The organism is Streptomyces sp. NBC_01618 (assembly GCF_045209435.1).
GTDB lineage: Bacteria > Actinomycetota > Actinomycetes > Streptomycetales > Streptomycetaceae > Streptomyces.
Genome location: NZ_CP109297.1, coordinates 3710095 through 3728827 on the forward strand (window position 1 = coordinate 3710095; position 18733 = coordinate 3728827).

Genomic DNA, 18733 nt, shown 5'->3' on the forward strand with positions numbered 1-18733 from the left:
GGCAGACGATTCACGGGCATGCGGCAAGGGTGGGCTGTTTCACGTGAAACAGCCCACCCTTGAAGAAAGCCGCAGGTCAAACCATGCGTCAGGCGAGATCGAGGTCCGCCACCGTGTAGGCGTGGACATACGGGAGACCGGCCTCGGCAATGGCCGGAGCCGCGCCCCGCTCCACGATCGTGGCGACGGCGACGACCTCGCCACCGGCCTCGCGCACCGCCTCGACGGCCGTCAGCGGCGAACCACCGGTCGTCGAGGTGTCCTCGACGACCAGACAGCGGCGGCCCTTCACGTCCGTGCCCTCGATGCGGCGCTGCATCCCGTGCGCCTTCTGCGCCTTGCGGACGACGAACGCGTCCAGCTCCAGCCCGCGCGCGGCGGAGGCGTGCAGCATCGAGGTGGCCACCGGGTCGGCGCCCAGCGTCAGCCCGCCCACGCAGTCGTAGTCCAGCTCGGCGGTGGCGTCGAGCATGACCTGACCGACCATCGGAGCGGCCTTGCCGTCCAGCGTGATGCGGCGCAGGTCGATGTACCAGTCGGCCTCAAGACCCGAGGAGAGGGTCACTTTGCCGTGTACCACGGCCTTGTCCTTGATCTGCTGGAGCAGCTCAGCACGTACGTCAGTCATGGCTACGAGCTTAAGGCGCCCGCTTCACGGCCCGCGCCGACCGGTCTCACGGCTCCCGCCGGAGCGCCCGGCCCGCGCCCACACCCGGACCAGAGCCCGCGCCCCGGATCAGAGCCTGCGCCAGCTCCAGGTTGTCGCGATCTCCAGCGGTTCGATCGGGGTGACGTACTGGGGGGCGGTGTTCAGGCCGTTCGGCGGACCGGACTGCGGCTCCACGCAGACCGCCTCGGCCTGCTCGTCGTAGATCACGACCCACTCGGCCCTGCTCTTCACGGTCAGCTCCAGCTGCCCCGGCCAGGTGAGCGTCACATCGACGCCGTCCGGCATCCCGAAGCAGTCGTCCCACGGGCCGGGACTCGGCGGAATGCGGCGGCCGGTCGGCAGATGGTTCTCGCCCCGCTCCTCCTGCCAGGCCGCGGCGAAGGCCAGCTGCACGTCCTTGCCACCGCCGCCCAGATCGCGCAGGAACCAGGGGTGCCAGCCGGCCTGCGCCGGGAACGAGTCCCCGTACGTCTCGATGCCGAAGGCGAGCGTGAGCGAGTTTTCGGCCAGCTCGACCGTCTGGGTCACCCGGCCCGGATAGGGCCAGGGGTCGGCGAGGTCGTAATAGAAGGCGGCCTCCCGCTCGCCCACCCTGGCGGTGCTCCAGGACGTGTCCCTGCCGGTGCCGTGGATGGCGTGCGGCGGGGCGTTCAGCGGCAACCGGTGCTGGACGCCGCCGTTGTGGAAGAGCCCGTTCTCGGTGCGCCCGCACCACGGCACCATCGGGAAGCAGCCGTACCGCTCCCCCTGCCGCAGCAGCTCGGTGCCACCGATCCTCAGGCTGCTGATGCGGCAGCCGTTGTCGGGGCTCACGGTCAACTCTGCGTCGCCGACGGACAGCCGGACGTCCTTCTCGCTGCTACTCACCCGACCGACATTACTGGCGTGGCTACCTCCGCCGCCTCAGCGCCCGGCTCACCACGACCGCCGACGCGAGCGCGAGCGCAGCGGCGGGGACGACCCAGCGGAGTGTGGCGCCCGCGGTGGTCGAATCGGGTGACGGTACGGGCGCGTACCGGCCGCGCGGCGGCGCGTGGTCGACCTCCTCGGCGCTGCGGCCGATCATGGTTCGCCTGGCGTGCGCGGCCTCGGCCGGGGGGCCGTCGGGGACGGTGAACTCCACCTCCGCCTCGGGATCGAGCGACGGCGGGGGAACGGGGGCGTCGAAGACGGAGCCCGTGCCCGGGGGCTTCTCGCCGGAGGGCGCCCCGTCCGCGCCGGTGACATCGGCATCGTCCTCCGCGCCGGCGACATCGTCACCGTCAGCGGCGCCGGTGACATCGGTGGCGGCGGCGTCGGCGATGTCCGCGCCGGAGTCGGCGGCTTCCGGAGCAGCGCCGCGGGCGTGGGCCGCGCCGGTCGTGTCGGCCTCTTCGGCCGCCTCCTCGATGGCCTGCTCCACCGCTTCCCCGACGGACCGCTCGGCCTCGTCGAGCACCTCGCCCACCGCCGCGCCGCCCGCGGGGCCGTCCGCACCGCCCTCCGCGAGCGTCTCCGTCACCAGCTGCTGCGCAAAGCGGTCCAGCAGGCGGCAGGCCGCCGCGAGGGCCGCCGCCGGGTCCAGGTCCAGGATGCGGCCGTCGCCGCTCGCCGTACCCGTGAACCCGATCGCCGTACCGCCGTCCTTCCGCGTCAGGGCGATCGTCAGGGCCAGCTTCGCCGAGCCGGTCCCCCGGGCCTCGACGCCCTCGCCCGTCACCAGGATCCCGGCCCCGCCCGGACCGTCCTGCGGGGAGGCGGTGAACCGCAGCGCACCGCGGTACGTGATCGTGTGGCCGTCGACCCGGACCTTGAGCCGACCGGACAGCGGGCCCGCGGACGCGTCGGCGTCCTGCTGGAGCCCTGGTACGCAGCGCGCGACGCGGGCGGGATCGCCCAGCGTCCGCCGAAGGGCCGGGACCGGAACCGGAACGAACACCTCATGCTCCATGGAAACCGAGCCTACTCAGCCCCGGCCATCCCGTCAGCGATTCCGCGTCGCGGAGCCACCGGGCTTACGGCGTACGAGGCCGGCCCACCGCCCCTTCCCACACCGCGCCCGGCCCGACACCCCTCCCCACACAGTGCCCGGTTCACCCCTCCTCCCAGTACCGCGGATGCACCAGCGTCGACGGCGGCAGCGGTCCGCGCGGCCGGGCGCTCTCCGCGTCCCGCCCCGCGCGCACCAGCGAGGGCTGTGTCAGCGACCGCAGCTTCGGCACCTCCGGGCCGAGCCGGAGCGCGGGCGACTTGCCCCGGCCGGCGAGGACGAAGCCCCAGCCGTCCTCGGCCTGCGCCCGGTGCGTGGCGCGGTCGGGGCCGGCCGCGAAATCGGAGAGCCGGCCGCTGATCCGGTACGGGCGGGTGTGCAGGCCCGCCGCCCTCATCGACGCCTCCACCGTCCAGTACGTGCGCGGCCGGGTGACCGGCGGCCCCCCGTGCACCACCAGCCGGCCGCCCGGGGCGAGGGTCTCGGCGATCAGGCCGTAGAACTCCGCCGAGTACAGCTTCGTGCTGTCGGAGATCCCGGGGTCGGGCAGATCGGAGATCACTACGTCGTACCTGCCGTGCGCCCCCCGCAGCCAGTTGAAGGCGTCCGCATCGACGGCCGTCAGCCGCGGATCACGGAACGCGTGGGCGTTCAGCGCCGAGAGAGCGCGGTCGGTACGGGCCAACCGGGTGAGACCGGAATCGAGCTCGACGAGGGTGACGGCGCGTACGTCCGGGTAGCGCAGCACCTCCCGGGCGGCGAGGCCGTCGCCGCCGCCCAGGATCAGAACGCGGGCGCGCGGCCCGTTCATCGCCGGGTGCACCAGCGCCTCGTGGTAGCGGTACTCGTCGCGCGCGCTGACCCGCAGCCGCCCGTCCAGATACAGGTCGAGGGAGCTGCGGCCCGCCCCCGTCAGCACGACCTCCTGGACCCCGGTCTGCACCGCGACCCGCACCCCGTCCCCGTACACGGCACGCCGCGCCGCCCGCTCGAAGTCGTCGACCAGCGCGGTCGCGGTGGCGAGCGCGGCAATCACGGCGACGTTGACGAGGATCAGCAGCCACCGGGAGCGCGGAGTGAGGTCCCGCCGGAACACCCACAGCACCAGCGCCCCGCCCGCCACCGCGTTGACCGCGCCGGTGAACAGCGCCCCGGTGAGCTGGCCGAGCACCGGCAGCAGCAGAAAGGGGAACGCCAGCCCGCCGACCAGCGCGCCCACGTAGTCGGCGGCGAACAGATCCGCGACGGTCCCGCCCGCGTCCTGCCGGTCGACCCGCTGGATCAGCGTCATCAGCAACGGGATCTCCGCACCGATCAGGACGCCGATCGTGAGCGAGAAACCGACCAGGGCGAACTGCGACTCCCCGATCCAGGCGAACGACGCGTACAGCACGACCGCGGAGGAACCGCCGACAAGTGCGAGCGCCGCCTCGATCAGCCCGAAACCCACTGCGGCACGGCCGCGTAAACGTTTCGCGAGGAGCGAGCCGACGCCCATCGCGAACACCATCACGGAGAGCACGACGGACGCCTGGGTGACCGAATCACCGATCAAGTAGGACGCGAGCGCCACCAGTTCGAGCTCGTACACCAGACCGCAGGCGGCACAGACGAAGACAGCGGCCAGCACGAGACACCGACCGGTCCTCGGCCGTACGGGAAGACGCGCCGCGCCCCCTCGCAGCGACACCTGCTGGTTGATCATGATGCGAACGCTACGTCACAAGATGGTGGCCGCCTGTCACCCACACGGGTGTAAGTGGCGCGCCCACAAGGGAGTTGGGTCCGTGTCAGAGCGCTGCCGCCGGCATCCGCACCCCCACTCGGGTACGTGTCACCACCAACTGCCCCTCCTGCGGGTACGCATGCCAGGTGCGCCACCGCACCTGGCCCTCGGTCCGCTGGGCGAGCATGGCGGTGAAGGCGTGCGGGCTGCCGGGGAACGTCCCGGCGAGACCTTGGGGATGGTCGGTCACGAGCGCGAGGAGCTCCTGCGCGCGCCCGGCGAAGGAGCCCGCCGAGAGCGTCTCGACGCGTGCCGCGAACTCGTACTCCCATTCGCCGAGCCGCTTGGCGACCCCGAGCGGCAGCGGTGTGCTGCTGCCGGGGATGCACGCGACGGTTTCGGAACAGGTGCCCCGGTCCTCCTCGAGGAGTACCTGGTGGGAGGCGCCCAGCAGGCGCATCTGGAGCCGGGCACCCGCGAGATCGAGGTCGAGCACGGCCAAGGCGGGGAGCGGTTCGCGCCCCAGCGCCCAGGCCAGGTCAGCAGCACGGGTGTCGGAATAGGCCGTCTGGAGGGTCGTGAGCATGGGTCGGCTCCGCAAACAAGCGTGGACACATGGACAGGGGACGCCTCCGACGTGATTGCACGCGGGAGGGGGGAAGCGCCCGATCAGGTCCAACTGGGGTCCGAGGGCTGGATGTTCTCTCCATCGAGGGAATCACGAATAAGCCGCATCCACAGCGTTTTTACCCAACTTGCCGTGGTTTCCATCCCCTCGGGTGCCTCTCGGATCACCTGTTCACCGGCCTCTCGCGGAATGCCCAACAAAAAGGTGCCCGGCGGGAGTTCACCCGCCGGGCACCTGTCGGGCACCGGGCACGGTGGCACTGCCCGGCCGCGGACCGACTGCCCCGTGTCAGTCGCCTCCGCCCCCGCCGCAGGACGAGCCGCCACCGCACGAGGAATGACCTCCACCGCACGAATGACCACCGAAATGTCCGCCCGAGTGACCACCCGAGTGGCTGCCGCCGCCGCAGGACGAGCCACCGCCACCGCTGTCACCGCCACCGCTGTCACCGCCCGCCCACCAGCTGCCGTCCCCGGCGCTGCCATCGCCCGCACCCCGGCGCACGCTCCGGCCGCGCGACTTCTTCCTGCCCCCGGCCCCCTTCACGAGCGAGACGATCAGTCCGATCACCGCCGCCGCGATCACCACTCCGACAAAAGTCCCCACCACCGACCTCACGTCCTTCCGTTCCCCCGAAGCGAGGTCCCCCGCTTCCGTCTGCTCCGTCCGCTTCTTGCGTGAGTGGGGGATGCCCTTGTCCCCGTACGGCCAAAGCAGACTTGAGCAACTCCAGAGCTTCCGCGCAGGATGGCGGACATGACACAGGGACGACCGCTGCTCAACCGCCGCCTCGCAGAGTTCGGCACGACGATCTTCGCGGAGATGTCGGCGCTCGCCGTACGGACCGGCTCCATCAACCTCGGCCAGGGCTTCCCCGACACCGACGGCCCCGACGAGATCCGCGAGGCCGCGATCCGTGCCCTGCGCGCCGGGCACGGCAATCAGTACCCGCCGGGCCCCGGCGTCCCCGAACTGCGCACCGCGATCGCCGACCACCAGCAACGGCGCTACGGGCTCGCCCACGACCCCGACTCCGAGGTCCTGGTCACCGCGGGCGCCACCGAGGCCATCGCCGCGGCCCTGCTGGCCCTGCTGGAGCCCGGCGACGAGGTCATCGCCCTGGAGCCCTACTACGACTCGTACGCCGCCTGCATCGCCATGGCGGGCGGCAGCCGCGTCCCCGTCACCCTCCACCCCGACGCGGCCACCGGCACCTACCGCCTCGACCTCGACGAACTGCGCGCCGCCGTCACCCCCCGCACCTGGCTGATCCTGCTGAACACCCCGCACAACCCCACCGGCACCGTCCTCACCCGTGAGGAACTCGGCGCGATCGCCGAACTGGCCTGCGAGCGCGACCTTCTGGTCGTCACCGACGAGGTCTACGAACACCTGGTCTTCGAGGGCGAACACCTCCCGCTCGCCGGCTTCCCCGGGATGCGTGAACGCACCGTCACCATCGGCTCGGCCGGCAAGACGTACTCCTTCACGGGCTGGAAGGTCGGCTGGGTCACTGCGAGCCCGGAACTGGTGACCGCCGTCCGCTCGGCGAAGCAGTTCCTGACGTACGTGTCCGCGGGCCCGTTCCAGTACGCGGTCGCCGAGGCGCTGCGGCTGCCCGACAGCTACTACGACGGGCTGCGCGCCGAGCTGCGGGCCAAGCGGGATCTGCTGAGCGACGGGCTCACCGAGGCCGGTTTCGAGGTCTACCGCCCGGCCGGCACGTACTTCGTCACCACCGACATCCGTCCCCTCGGCGAGAGCGACGGCTTCGCGTTCTGCCGGTCCCTGCCCGAGCGGTGCGGCGTCGTCGCCATCCCGAACGCGGTCTTCTACGACCACCGGGAGCAGGGTGCGCCGTTCGTACGGTTCGCCTTCTGCAAGCGTGACGACGTACTGGCCGAGGCGGCGTCCAGGCTGAAACGGCTGTAGCGGCTCCAGCGGCCGAAGCGGCTGAAGCGGCTGAAGCGAAACGCGGTCCGGCCCGGGGCGGCGGTCATGAGCACCGCCGCCCCGGGCCGGACTGTCACTGCTGTGCGGGACTCAGGCGCCCGGAGGGGTCGGGTCCCCGCCGTCCGTCTTCTCCTCGGCCGGCGTCAGGCCCAGACGCTCCTGCAGCCACTTGTCGAACTCGATCGAGGCGCGCACCCAGCTGACCGTCGACGAGACGAAGTGCTCCAGGCTGACGCCCGTACCGATGAGCATCTGCGCCTCACCGATCAGACGGACCGAGACCTCGGTGTCCTCGGAGCCCTCCTCGGGCTCGTGGGTGTGCGTGTAGACCTTGGGCCACAGGGTGCGGCGGTTCCAGTCGTCGATCGCGTCGAGAAGGACCGGACGCTGGTCCGCGGCGTGCGGGCGGTCGTAGAACGTACGGACCGAGAAGACCTGCTGCTCGTCCTCGCCGCGGAACATGAAGTACGTGCGGAAGTCCTCCCACGGCGCCGCGAGGTCGCCCTCGTCGTCGACGACGTACTTCAGCTCCATCTGTTCCAGGAGCTGCTTGACGAGGTCCTGGTCAGGGACGACGGGGCCCTCCGGTCCTGCGGCCTGCGGTTCGGGCTGGCCCCCGAAATTAGGAATCGAGGACGGATCGATGCTCACCGTGTTTTTCCCTTCGTGCGGTTGGCGCCATCCTCTCCCATGGCGGGCGGGGGATGGCAAGCCCGGAGGGGCCCGATCCGCCACGAGCTGACACGCAGCCGGTGCGGACCGGGCCCGCCGGGACCGTACAAGGTGACTGCCACGGGGCCACCACGGGGGGCCGGGGCGGCTACGAAGCGGGGCCGACGAGCAGGCCGTCCCCGACCCGGTCCACCCGGACGGTGTCCCCGTCCCTGACCTCGCCGGCGAGGATCTCCTTCGCGAGCCGGTCGCCGATCGCCGTCTGGATGAGGCGGCGCAGCGGCCGTGCTCCGTAGGCCGGGTCGTTACCCTCCTCGGCCAGCCACGCCAGGGCGTCCGGCGTGACGTCCAGGGTGAGCCTGCGCTCGGCCAGCCGCCCCGCGAGCCGGTCGATCTGGAGCTTCGCGATGTGCGAGAGCTCGTCGCCGGACAGGGCGGAGAAGACGACCAGGTCGTCGAGCCGGTTGAGGAACTCCGGCTTGAACGAGGCCCGTACGACCTCCAGGACCTGTTCCTTCTTCACCTCGGGCTGTGTCAGCGGGTCCATCAGGAACTGGCTGCCGAGGTTGGAGGTCAGGATCAGGATGGTGTTACGGAAGTCCACCGTCCGGCCCTGTCCGTCGGTGAGCCGGCCGTCGTCGAGGACCTGGAGCAGGATGTCGAAGACCTCGGGGTGGGCCTTCTCGACCTCGTCCAGCAGGACGACGCTGTACGGGCGGCGGCGGACCGCCTCCGTGAGCTGCCCGCCCTCCTCGTAGCCGACGTAGCCGGGCGGGGCGCCGACAAGCCGCGCCACGCTGTGCTTCTCGCCGTACTCGCTCATGTCGATGCGGACCATGGCCCGCTCGTCGTCGAACAGGAAGTCGGCGAGGGCCTTCGCCAGCTCCGTCTTGCCGACGCCGGTCGGGCCGAGGAAGAGGAACGAGCCGGTGGGCCGGTCGGGGTCGGCGATTCCGGCGCGGGTACGGCGTACCGCGTCCGACACCGCCCGTACGGCCTCGGTCTGCCCGATGAGGCGCTTGCCGAGCTCGTCCTCCATGCGGAGCAGCTTCTGGGTCTCGCCCTCCAGCAGCCGGCCGGCCGGGATGCCGGTCCAGGCGCCGACGACATCGGCGATGTCGTCCGGGCCGACCTCCTCCTTCACCATCGTGTCCTTGGCGGCCTCCTGCTCGGCCTCGTCGGCCTCCGCGAGCTCCCGCTCAAGGCCGGGGATCTCCCCGTACAGCAGCTTGGAGGCGGTGTCGAAGTCGCCGTCGCGCTGGGCGCGCTCGGCCTGTCCGCGCAGGTCGTCGAGGCGCTCCTTCAGCTCACCGACACGGTTGAGGCTCTGCTTCTCCTTCTCCCAGCGGGCGGTGAGACCACGCAGCTCCTCCTCCTTGTCGGCGAGGTCGCGGCGGAGCTTCTCCAGACGCTGGACGGAAGCGGCGTCGGTCTCGTTCTTCAGCGCCAGCTCCTCCATCCGGAGGCGGTCGACGGCACGCTGCAGTTCGTCGATCTCGACGGGCGAGGAGTCGATCTCCATGCGCAGCCGGGACGCCGACTCGTCGACCAGGTCGATCGCCTTGTCGGGGAGGAAGCGGGAGGTGATGTAGCGGTCGGACAGGGTCGCGGCGGCGACCAGCGCGGAGTCCGCGATCTGCACCTTGTGGTGCGCCTCGTAACGGCCCTTGAGGCCGCGGAGGATCGCGATGGTGTCCTCCACGGACGGCTCGGCGACCAGGACCTGCTGGAAGCGGCGCTCCAGGGCGGGGTCCTTCTCGATCCGCTCGCGGTACTCGTCGAGCGTCGTCGCACCGACCATGCGGAGCTCGCCGCGGGCCAGCATCGGCTTGAGCATGTTGCCCGCGTCCATGGCGGAGTCCCCGCCGGCGCCCGCGCCCACGACGGTGTGGAGCTCGTCGATGAACGTGATGATCTGGCCGTCGCTCTCCTTGATCTCGGAGAGGACGGTCTTCAGCCGTTCCTCGAACTCGCCGCGGTACTTGGCGCCCGCGACCATCGCGCCGAGGTCGAGCGAGACGAGCCGCTTGTTCCGCAGGGACTCGGGGACGTCACCCTTGACGATGCGCTGGGCGAGCCCCTCGACGACGGCGGTCTTGCCGACTCCGGGCTCGCCGATGAGTACGGGGTTGTTCTTCGTACGCCGCGACAGGACCTGGACGACACGCCGGATCTCCTGGTCTCGTCCGATGACCGGGTCGAGCTTGCCTTCCCTGGCGGCGGCCGTGAAGTCCGTACCGAACTTCTCCAGGGCCTTGTACTGACCCTCCGGGTCGGGTGTGGTCACCCGGCGCCCTCCCCTGCTCTTCTCGAACGCGTCCAGCAGCCTCTTCGCACTGGCTCCCTGAGCGCTCAGGATCTCACCGGCGCGGCCGCCCTCGGCGGCGATCCCGATCAGCAGGTGCTCGGTGGAGATGTAGTCGTCGCCGAGCTCCTTCGCGCGCTGCGCGGCGTCCGCGATGACGGCGAGCAGCTCGCGGTTGGGCTGCGGCGGGGCGACGGTCGACCCGGTGACGCTGGGCTCCGCGCCCAGGAGCCGCTCCGTCTCGGTGCGTACGACGATCTGGTCGGCCTCGACGGCGGCGAGAAGGTCGATGATGTTCTCGTTGTCCTCGCCCGCGAGCAGCGCGAGCAGCAAATGCCCGGGGGTCAGATCGGGGTGTCCGTCCTTCACGGCCCTGCTGGTGGCCGCGTTGATGGCGTCCCGGCTCTTGTTGGTCAGCTCGGCGTCCACGTGCGCTCTCTCCTCCTTGCGGTGACTGGTCTCTCCACAACACTGACTGAGTCAACGTGCACAAAGTTGAGTCTATTCCACTCAACCCGGCATCGCGCCTCTTCCGAGTGCAATTTCGAGTCCGAGTCCGAGTCCGAGTCAACCGGCCGGAGAGGACCTCCGCCACCGCAGGGGCGGGCCACGGATGCGCACTCCCTACCCTGTTTCCCATGGCAGTCGACGTGACGAATCCGAGCCCCGAGTACCTCGCGTTCTGGCGCGAGTACCACCTGTGCACCCTGACCACACCCCGCCCCGACGGCACGCCGCACGTGGTGCCGGTGGGGGTGACATACGACCCCGAGGCCGGGCTCGCCCGCGTCATCACCAACAAGGGCAGCCGGAAGGTCGCCAACATCCTGGCCGCGGGCCCGTCCGGCGCCCGGGTCGCGGCCTGCCAGGTCGACCGCGGCCGCTGGGCGACCCTGGAGGGCCGTGCGACGGTACGCACGGAACCGGACGTGGTCGCCGACGCGGTACGCCGCTACGCGGAACGCTACGAACGCACCCCGGCACCCAACCCGGACCGCGTCGTCATCGAGATCACCCTGGACCGGGCGCTCGGCAGGGCGTGAGCAGGACTGCGGACTTCCGGGGCTCCCCCGGGGCTTGCGACCCAGGGCCCGGACAGCACAACGGCGCCATCGTGTTCAGGTCACGATGACGCCGTTGTGTGGGGGAGTGCCGAGCGACGTGTAACGACGGGGGATCGCTCAGGCACTGCGGGAGGTGGCGGAAATGGTCTCTGGCTCGAACAGCTGGTGGTCCCGACGGTCGAGGTTGACGAAAATCATGTCGTACCGAATCGCGCAGCGAACGGGCTGCGGGGCTCCACGCGGCTTGCGGAGGCAACGGTAGGCACGCACTTCGTCGTCTTCCTCGCGTGCGACAACGATGGGGTCGCCGAACAGAGTGACCATCAGCGAGTCGCCACAGCGGGGGATGGCAGTGACGAGATCGATGAAATGCCAGCCTGATCGGTAGGCCGTGGCCATTTCCCGCCGGAAGGTCCGGTCGTCCGGCGGGATGGTCACGCGCTTGCCGACTTCCCTGGAGCTATGTCCCAGGCAAGGTCGGATGTCCGCGCGCCCGTGACGTCGGCGGGGAGCGCGTCCCAGGCGAGGTCGGGGGGCGCCACGGCCTGAACCTGCGCCCCTGCCGGCGCACTGTCCCAAGCAAGGTCCAGGGTGCCGATCGCACCGAATGTCAGCCCGGCGGAGAAGGCCGCAGCAAGCACCGAGCGAAGCATCTTGTTACTCATAGTGGGCTTCGTCCTCACTTCCAAGGTTTCCTCTCCCCCGCATGACAAGACGATTGCTCATTGAGGCACGTCAATGCCACAGAAGCGATGCATCATGTTCCTGCAGATGCATGTTCCTGGGGGGTGGGCAAATGGTCACAAATGAAGCAAACGCGACACATCCCCACTCCGTCAGCGCTCTGTGCGACGAGGGAGCGCGGCTGTACGCCAGCGCGCTGAGCGTAGGCAAGATAGCGCGCACCGAGGTGGCGCCGGCCCCCTGCCTGCTGGAGTTCGCGCTGCTGCACCCCGACCCCGACGACGACACCTGGCTCCGGCCGGCGCCGCCGTCCGCCGCACTGACTCAACTGCTGCACCCGATAGAGCGTGAGATCCAGGACCGTCGACGCCTCACGGTCGAACTGACGGATGCGTTCGAACCCTTCATGGCCATCAGCGCCCAGGCGCCGCCGACCACTCATGCGATCACGGTGCTCGAAGGCATTGACCGGATCAATGCGTCCATCGAACTCGCCCTGACCGAGTGCAAGTCGGAAGTCCTCACCATCCAGCCCGGTGGCGGGCGCAGCGAGGACGCGCTCAACATCGCGATAGAACGCGGAAACATTCTCACGCAACGCGGCGTCGGCATGCGCACCCTCTATCAGCACACCGCCCGGCACAGCCACGGAACCCTCACGTACGCGGCACGCATGGCAGAGGGGAAGGTGGAGATCCGCACTCTCGAAGAGCTCATAGAACGGCTCATGATTTTCGATCACACCGTCGCTTTCATCCCCGCCACGGACGATCGGAGAGTGGCGCTGGAACTGAGACACCCAGGCATTGTGGAGTACCTCGTCAGCGTCTTCGAGCAGTTCTGGCAGCGTGCGGTCCCACTGCAGGAGCAGATCCCGTACGACCCGACGCTCGAAGGCATCTCCGGGGTGCGGCACTCCATCGCGAAACTCCTCGTCGAAGGTCACGTCGACGAGGCCATCGCCCGCCGCCTCGGCATGAACGTACGAACGTGCCGCGCACATATCGCCAAACTCAGCGCCGCTCTCGGCAGCAACAGCCGGGCACAGCTCGGTTACCTGATAGCCCGGTCAGGAATCCTGGAACAGGGACCGGACTGAGCCGGACCAAGGGGGACCGCAACCGCAATACGGGGGAGAGCGACCGCGGCCCCCGACGCCGGAGAGGTTCATCACCGGGTACGACGAGCCTCTCCCGCCACCTACGCTTTCACCACCGTCATCTTGTTGCATTGCCGGAAGTGGGGGGTCACAGATGGGCAGAGACGAGGACGAAATCGCACACTCCCACAGAGACGGCGCATTGTGCGAGGCGGCCCTCCGGCTCTACGCCGAGGCACTGAGAACCGGACGGATCGCGCGGGCCGCACTGGAACCCGCCCCCTGCCTCACCGAGATGGCACTGCTTCACCCCGATCCACAGGACAGCGCCTGGATGCGTCCCGTACCGCCCTCGTCCGGCCTGGCCCATTTGCTGCAGCCCATCACCCGGGAGATCCACGAGCGGGTACGAATGGCCGCCTCGCTCACCGAGGCACTGGCGCCACTGGCCTCCATCGCGAGCGAGGATCCCAACCTTGCCATCACCGTGCTCGAAGGCATGCCTCTGATCGAGTCGGCCATTGTCGACACCACGCGTGAGGCCAGGCAGGAAATCCTCACACTGCAACCCGGCAGCACCCGGCCGCCCGAGCAGCTTCAACTCGCCCTGACGAACGCCAGGTCGACGCTGGACCGCGGCATCCCTCTCCGCCACATCTACCAGCACTCGGCGCGCTACAGCCCGGAACTCAGGTCCTACGTGGACCAGATACCCGCAGGAATTCTGCAGGTGCGTACCCTGGAGCAGACCGTCGAGCGCCTCCTCGTCTTCGACCGCGCCGTGGCCTTCATCCCCGCCACCCCCGAACGCGACGTGGCCCTGAAGATCCGCCACCCCGCACTGGTCCGCTACTTCGTCCAGGTCTACGAAGTCCTGTGGGCGCAGGCCACCCCGCTCACCGAGAACCTGCCGGCAACGGCTCCCGGCGCCTCCGTCACCGCCGTCCAGCTCAGCATCGCCCGCCTCCTCGTCGAGGGCCACGTCGACGAGATCGTGGCCCGCAAACTGGGCATCAGCGTCCGCACCTGCCGCGCACACATCTCCCGGCTCATGCGGACGCTCAACGCCTCCAGCCGGACTCAACTCGGGGCACGCCTCGTCCAGTCGGGGATGGTCGACGCAGAGTCTCGCTGACGTCCGAACTCGCGGGTGTGGCCGAGGCCGGCCGGCCATCGACCTGCGCACCGGCCGCGATCCACCCCACAGCCCCGCTCAGTCGCACGGTCCACACCAGTACAGAACGCAACCCCCGCCCCTTCCTCCCGCCCGCCAGCCTCGAGCCCCTGTCGGCGCTCAGCGCTCAGCACGCCGGAGCCTCCCACAACTCCACGGCGACGCACGGGGATTGGACCCGGCGCGAGATCGACCCGTCGCCCCAAAGGGCTCGATGGACCGGATGGTCTCGATGAACAAAGGACAAAGGCCCGTCACCCGTGAAACACACGGGTGACGGGCCTCGTCCGTCGTGCGGGTACGCCGGTCCCGCTCAGTCCTTCGGCCGTTTCGGCCGCCAGACCACCAACGCGCTGGTCTGCTGCACGTCCTGGTACGGCACCAGATCGCGCCGGTACGACGCATGCACCTGGGCCTCACGCTGCTGCATCGCCGCCGCCGCACCGTCCACGGCCGCCGAGAGTTCAGCGACACGCTGCTGGAGGGCCGCGACCTGGTTCTCCAGCTCGATGATGCGCTTGATACCGGCGAGATTGATCCCCTCGTCCTGCGACAACTGCTGTACGGTACGCAGCAGTTCGATGTCACGGGCCGAGTAACGCCTGCCACGCCCGGCCGTCCGGTCGGGCGAGACCAGGCCGAGACGGTCGTACTGGCGCAGCGTCTGCGGATGCAGGCCCGAGAGCTGGGCCGCGATCGAGATCACGTACACCGGTGTTTCATCGGTCAGTTCGTACGGATTACGTCGTCGGCCGTCCACCTCAAGCTCCCTTCGCTGCCTGGAAGATCTCTGCCCGCGGGTCACGGCCCGCAGTCGCCTTCCGGTAGGCCTCCAGCGCTTCCCTGGCCTCGGCGCTCAGCTCCCCGGGCACCGACACCTCGACGGTCACCAGCAGGTCGCCCCGGGTGCCGTCCTTGCGTACCGCGCCCTTGCCCCGGGCGCGCATCGTGCGCCCGTTGGGGGTACCGGCCGGCAGCTTCAGGGTGACCGGCGGGCCGCCGAGCGTGGGCACCTTCACCTCGCCGCCGAGCGCCGCCTCCGTGAAGTCGACGGGCACGGTGACCGTGAGGTTGTCGCCCTTGCGGCCGAAGACCGGGTGGGCGTCGACATGGACCACGACGTACAGATCGCCGGCCGGTCCGCCACGCTCGCCCGGACCGCCCTTGCCGCGCAGCCGGATCCGCTGACCGTCAAAGACGCCCGCCGGGATCCTGACCTGCATGGTCCGGGAGGACTTCGCCCGTCCACTGCCCTTGCAGACATCGCAGGGGTCCTGGGCGATGAGGCCCCGGCCCTTGCAGTCCACGCAGGGATCGGTGAGCGAGAAGCCGCCGCCGGTGCCGCGCGACACCTGGCCGGTACCGAGACAGGTCGGGCAGACCCTGGGGGTGCCGTTCTTGTCACCGGTGCCGGAACACGCCTTGCACGGCGCCTGGCTGGACATCCGCAGCGGGACCGTGGCCCCTTCGACCGCCTCGGTGAAGCTGAGCGTCACCTCGGACTCGATGTCCTGGCCGCGGCGCGGCTGCACCCGCGTCCCCGTGCCGCCCCGGTTGAACAGACCGCCGAAGACATCGCCCAGACCGCCGCCGCCGAAACCGCCGGCTCCGCCGCCCTGGCCCCCGCCCTGGGCCCCTCCGAAGAGGTCGCCCAGGTCGAAGTTGAAGTTGCCTCCCGCGCCCGGGGGGCCGGCCCGGAAGCCGCCGTTGCCGAAGAGGGCGCGCGCCTCGTCGTACTCCTTGCGCTTCTTGCTGTCGCCGAGGATGTCGTTCGCCTCGGAGATCTCCTTGAAGCGCTCCTCCGCCTTGTCGTCGCCCTTGTTGGCGTCCGGGTGGAACTCGCGGGCGAGCTTCCGGTACGCCTTCTTGATCTCGGCATCGGTGGCGTCCTTGGGGACGCCGAGGACCTTGTAGTAGTCCTTCTCGACGAAGTCCTTCGTGCTCATCGACGTCCCTCCTTCCGGACGATCGGCCATACGACCGGCCCGTTGGCCGGTCGCATGGCCGGGCGGTGGGCAGCGAGGTGGTCAGACAGGATGTCAGACCTCCTCGGTGCCACCGCTCTCCTCGTCGGTTGCCTTCTCTTCCTTGGCAGCCGGTGTCGCACCCGGCTGGGGTTCGGCCACCGCCACCCGCGCGGGGCGGATGGTGCGCTCGCCGATCCGATACCCCGGCTGCAGGATCGCCACGCAGGTCGTCTCGGTGACGTCCGGCGCGTACGAGTGCATCAGGGCTTCGTGGATCGTCGGGTCGAAGGGCTCGCCCTCCTTGCCGAACTGCTGCAGGCCCAGCTTGGCGACGACCGTCTCCACCGATTCGGCCACCGACTTGAACCCGCCCACGAGCTCGTTGTGATCCCGGGCCCGGCCGATGTCGTCGAGCACGGGCAGGAGCTCGGACAGGAGACCCGCTACTGCGATCTCCTTGACCGTGGCCCGGTCCCGCTCGACGCGACGGCGGTAGTTCTGGTACTCGGCCTGGAGCCGCTGGAGGTCGGCCGTGCGCTCGTTGAGCGCCGTGCGGACCTGGTCCAGCTGGGCCGTCAGACCGACTGTCTGTACTCCGTCCCCGGCCGCCGGCGCCTCCTCCTCCGGAGAGGAGGGGGCATCCTTCGGCTCAGCTCCGTCGGAGGCAGCGCCGGAGGGGACGTCGGACTTCTCCTCGAAGCCCGGAGTCTCCTCGGTCACACCGCACCGCCCTTCGCGTCCTTCTCGTCGTCCACGATCTCGGCGTCGACGACGTCGTCGTCGGCCTTGGCCTGCTGAGCGCCCGGCTGCGGGTCGCCGTCGGCCTGGGCGTTGGCGTACATCGCCTGGCCCAGCTTCTGGGAGATGGCCGCGACCTTCTCGGTGGCGGTACGGATCTCGGCGGTGTCCTCGCCCTTGAGCTTCTCCTTCAGCTCGGTGAGCGCGGTCTCCACCTCCGTCTTCACGTCACCGGGGACCTTGTCCTCGTTGTCCTTGAGGAACTTCTCCGTCTGGTAGACGAGCTGCTCGCCCTGGTTGCGGGACTCGGCGGCCTCGCGGCGGCGGTGGTCCTCCTCCGCGTACTGCTCGGCCTCCTCACGCATCCGGTTGACCTCGTCCTTCGGCAGCGAGGAGCCGCCGGTGACGGTCATCTTCTGCTCCTTGCCGGTGCCGAGGTCCTTGGCGGCGACGTGCATGATGCCGTTCGCGTCGATGTCGAACGCGACCTCGATCTGCGGGACGCCGCGCGGGGCCGGCGGCAGGCCGGTCAGCTCGAACATGCCGAGCTTCTTGTTGTACGCCGCGATCTCGCGCTCGCCCTGGTAGACCTGGATCTGGACGGACGGCTGGTTGTCCTCGGCCGTCGTGAAGATCTCGGAACGCTTGGTCGGGATCGTGGTGTTGCGCTCGATGAGCTTCGTCATGATGCCGCCCTTGGTCTCGATACCGAGGGACAGCGGGGTGACGTCGAGCAGCAGGACGTCCTTGACCTCGCCCTTGAGGACACCGGCCTGGAGCGAGGCACCGATCGCGACGACCTCGTCCGGGTTCACACCCTTGTTGGCCTCCTGGCCACCGGTCATCTCCTTGACGAGCTCGGCGACGGCCGGCATACGGGTCGAGCCACCGACGAGAACGACGTGGTCGATCTCGGTGAGCTGGATGCCCGCGTCCTTGATGACGTTGTGGAACGGCGTCTTGCAGCGGTCCAGAAGGTCGGCGGTGAGCTGCTGGAACTGCGAGCGCGTGAGCTTCTCGTCCAGGTGCAGCGGGCCCTCGGCGGACGCCGTGATGTAGGGCAGGTTGATCGACGTCTCGGTCGAGGACGAGAGCTCGATCTTCGCCTTCTCGGCGGCCTCGCGCAGACGCTGGATCGCCATCTTGTCCTTGGACAGGTCGACGCCGTGCCCGTTGGCGAACTGCTTCACCAGGTAGTCGACGACGCGCTGGTCCCAGTCGTCACCACCGAGGTGGTTGTCACCGTTGGTGGCCTTCACCTCGACGACTCCGTCGCCGATCTCCAGCAGCGATACGTCGAACGTGCCACCACCGAGGTCGAAGACGAGGATCGTCTGGTCGTCCTTGTCGAGCCCGTACGCCAGCGCGGCGGCCGTCGGCTCGTTGACGATACGCAGGACGTTCAGGCCCGCGATCTCGCCGGCCTCCTTCGTCGCCTGACGCTCGGAGTCGTTGAAGTACGCGGGAACGGTGATGACCGCGTCGGTCACCTTCTCGCCCAGGTACGACTCGGCGTCCCGCTTCAGCTTCTGCAGCACGAAGGCGCTCATCTGCTGCGGGTTGAAGCTCTTGCCGTCCAGGTCGATCTTCCAGTCAGTGCCCATGTGGCGCTTGACGGAGCGGATGGTCCTGTCGACGTTGGTCACTGCCTGACGCTTGGCGACCTCACCGACCAGCACCTCGCCGTTCTTCGCAAAGGCGACGACGGACGGCGTGGTCCTGGCGCCCTCTGCGTTGGTGATGACGGTGGGCTCGCCGCCTTCGAGAACGCTGACGACGGAGTTAGTCGTGCCCAGGTCGATGCCGACCGCACGTGCCATTTCAGTTCCTCCAACTTGACTACTTGAGTGCAACTGACTCAAGAATGCACGACAGCCGCCCCAGTGTCAACAGAGTTGAGTCGAGTGGACTCAACTATCGTGCACGCACCTCGCGCGCACCGAGAGATCACCAACGACACCCACCCGCTCCGCGGGCCGGGCAACCCCGCCCATCATCGCGCCATGGGATCGTTCTGTCACAAAATGTCGCGAGTCAGGCAAAACCGGCAATCGATGCGCTCGATCCGCCCGACCCCCAGGCAG

At 69.5% G+C, this 18733-nt stretch carries 18 protein-coding genes; 4 read left to right on the top strand and 14 right to left on the bottom strand.

The genetic code is table 11. The annotated features are described in order from the left end of the window. Positions 1 to 88: 88 nt before the first annotated feature. The 6 genes from pyrE to OH735_RS17355 all read right to left on the bottom strand — a co-directional run bounded on the left by pyrE (position 89) and on the right by OH735_RS17355 (position 5602). Positions 89 to 628, bottom strand: a complete 540-nt coding sequence (gene pyrE, locus OH735_RS17330) for an orotate phosphoribosyltransferase (protein WP_406382439.1) — start codon at positions 626 to 628, stop codon at positions 89 to 91. 108 nt (positions 629 to 736) lie between these two features. Further along, the gene (locus tag OH735_RS17335) at positions 737 to 1537 is read right to left on the bottom strand and encodes an aldose 1-epimerase (protein WP_406382440.1); all 801 of its coding nucleotides are present in this window, start codon (positions 1535 to 1537) and stop codon (positions 737 to 739) included. A gap of 22 nt (positions 1538 to 1559) precedes the next feature. Next, complete coding sequence (locus OH735_RS17340; RefSeq protein ID WP_406382442.1) at positions 1560 to 2600, bottom strand: hypothetical protein; 1041 nt, start codon at positions 2598 to 2600, stop codon at positions 1560 to 1562. A 142-nt stretch (positions 2601 to 2742) separates the two neighbouring features. Then, positions 2743 to 4344 (bottom strand): polyamine aminopropyltransferase, encoded by a 1602-nt coding sequence (locus tag OH735_RS17345; RefSeq protein ID WP_406382443.1) that lies wholly within the window; start codon positions 4342 to 4344, stop codon positions 2743 to 2745. An 85-nt stretch (positions 4345 to 4429) separates the two neighbouring features. After that, on the bottom strand, positions 4430 to 4951 hold the full coding sequence (locus tag OH735_RS17350) for a DUF2617 family protein (protein ID WP_406382444.1): 522 nt from the start codon (positions 4949 to 4951) through the stop codon (positions 4430 to 4432). A 330-nt stretch (positions 4952 to 5281) separates the two neighbouring features. Then, positions 5282 to 5602, bottom strand: coding sequence for a hypothetical protein (locus OH735_RS17355; protein ID WP_406382445.1), 321 nt, complete (start codon positions 5600 to 5602; stop codon positions 5282 to 5284). 147 nt (positions 5603 to 5749) lie between these two features. Here OH735_RS17355 and OH735_RS17360 point away from each other — a divergent pair, with 147 nt between their 5' ends. Then, entirely contained in the window at positions 5750 to 6925 is a 1176-nt protein-coding gene (locus tag OH735_RS17360; RefSeq protein WP_406382446.1) for a pyridoxal phosphate-dependent aminotransferase, read from the top strand. A gap of 111 nt (positions 6926 to 7036) precedes the next feature. On the opposite strand, the gene OH735_RS17365 is transcribed toward OH735_RS17360, so the two are convergent. Together OH735_RS17365 and clpB are read right to left on the bottom strand one after the other, a co-directional pair. Next, positions 7037 to 7597, bottom strand: a complete 561-nt coding sequence (locus OH735_RS17365) for a YbjN domain-containing protein (protein ID WP_266747137.1) — start codon at positions 7595 to 7597, stop codon at positions 7037 to 7039. A 169-nt stretch (positions 7598 to 7766) separates the two neighbouring features. Continuing rightward, positions 7767 to 10352 (bottom strand): ATP-dependent chaperone ClpB, encoded by a 2586-nt coding sequence (clpB, locus tag OH735_RS17370; protein WP_406382447.1) that lies wholly within the window; start codon positions 10350 to 10352, stop codon positions 7767 to 7769. Between the two features lie 209 nt (positions 10353 to 10561). On the opposite strand from clpB, the gene OH735_RS17375 reads away from it, so the two are divergent. Then, positions 10562 to 10966 (top strand): pyridoxamine 5'-phosphate oxidase family protein, encoded by a 405-nt coding sequence (locus OH735_RS17375; protein ID WP_406382448.1) that lies wholly within the window; start codon positions 10562 to 10564, stop codon positions 10964 to 10966. 138 nt (positions 10967 to 11104) lie between these two features. Here the strand turns inward: OH735_RS17375 and OH735_RS17380 are convergent, their stop codons facing one another. Further along, the gene (locus OH735_RS17380) at positions 11105 to 11425 is read right to left on the bottom strand and encodes a (2Fe-2S)-binding protein (RefSeq protein WP_406382449.1); all 321 of its coding nucleotides are present in this window, start codon (positions 11423 to 11425) and stop codon (positions 11105 to 11107) included. Next, positions 11422 to 11652 carry a 5'-nucleotidase gene (locus OH735_RS17385; RefSeq protein ID WP_406382450.1) on the bottom strand — a complete coding sequence of 77 codons (231 nt, stop codon included), beginning with the start codon at positions 11650 to 11652 and terminating at the stop codon, positions 11422 to 11424. The genes OH735_RS17380 and OH735_RS17385 overlap by 4 nt, the downstream gene beginning before the upstream one ends. Before the next feature lie 131 nt (positions 11653 to 11783). Here OH735_RS17385 and OH735_RS17390 point away from each other — a divergent pair, with 131 nt between their 5' ends. Both OH735_RS17390 and OH735_RS17395 read left to right on the top strand, forming a co-directional pair. Beyond that, entirely contained in the window at positions 11784 to 12770 is a 987-nt protein-coding gene (locus OH735_RS17390) for a helix-turn-helix transcriptional regulator (RefSeq protein WP_406382451.1), read from the top strand. Between the two features lie 154 nt (positions 12771 to 12924). Then, positions 12925 to 13905 (top strand): LuxR C-terminal-related transcriptional regulator, encoded by a 981-nt coding sequence (locus OH735_RS17395; RefSeq protein WP_406382452.1) that lies wholly within the window; start codon positions 12925 to 12927, stop codon positions 13903 to 13905. 352 nt (positions 13906 to 14257) lie between these two features. Here the strand turns inward: OH735_RS17395 and OH735_RS17400 are convergent, their stop codons facing one another. The 4 genes from OH735_RS17400 to dnaK form a co-directional block, all read right to left on the bottom strand. Then, positions 14258 to 14704: a heat shock protein transcriptional repressor HspR gene (locus tag OH735_RS17400; RefSeq protein WP_266747141.1), complete on the bottom strand. Its 447-nt coding sequence runs from the start codon at positions 14702 to 14704 to the stop codon at positions 14258 to 14260. A gap of 1 nt (position 14705) precedes the next feature. Further along, positions 14706 to 15890 (bottom strand): molecular chaperone DnaJ, encoded by a 1185-nt coding sequence (dnaJ, locus tag OH735_RS17405; protein ID WP_406382453.1) that lies wholly within the window; start codon positions 15888 to 15890, stop codon positions 14706 to 14708. A 93-nt stretch (positions 15891 to 15983) separates the two neighbouring features. Continuing rightward, complete coding sequence (gene grpE, locus OH735_RS17410; RefSeq protein WP_406382454.1) at positions 15984 to 16631, bottom strand: nucleotide exchange factor GrpE; 648 nt, start codon at positions 16629 to 16631, stop codon at positions 15984 to 15986. Further along, entirely contained in the window at positions 16628 to 18469 is a 1842-nt protein-coding gene (gene dnaK, locus OH735_RS17415) for a molecular chaperone DnaK (protein WP_406382455.1), read from the bottom strand. Before dnaK ends, grpE begins: the two co-directional genes overlap by 4 nt. Positions 18470 to 18733: the final 264 nt, after the last annotated feature.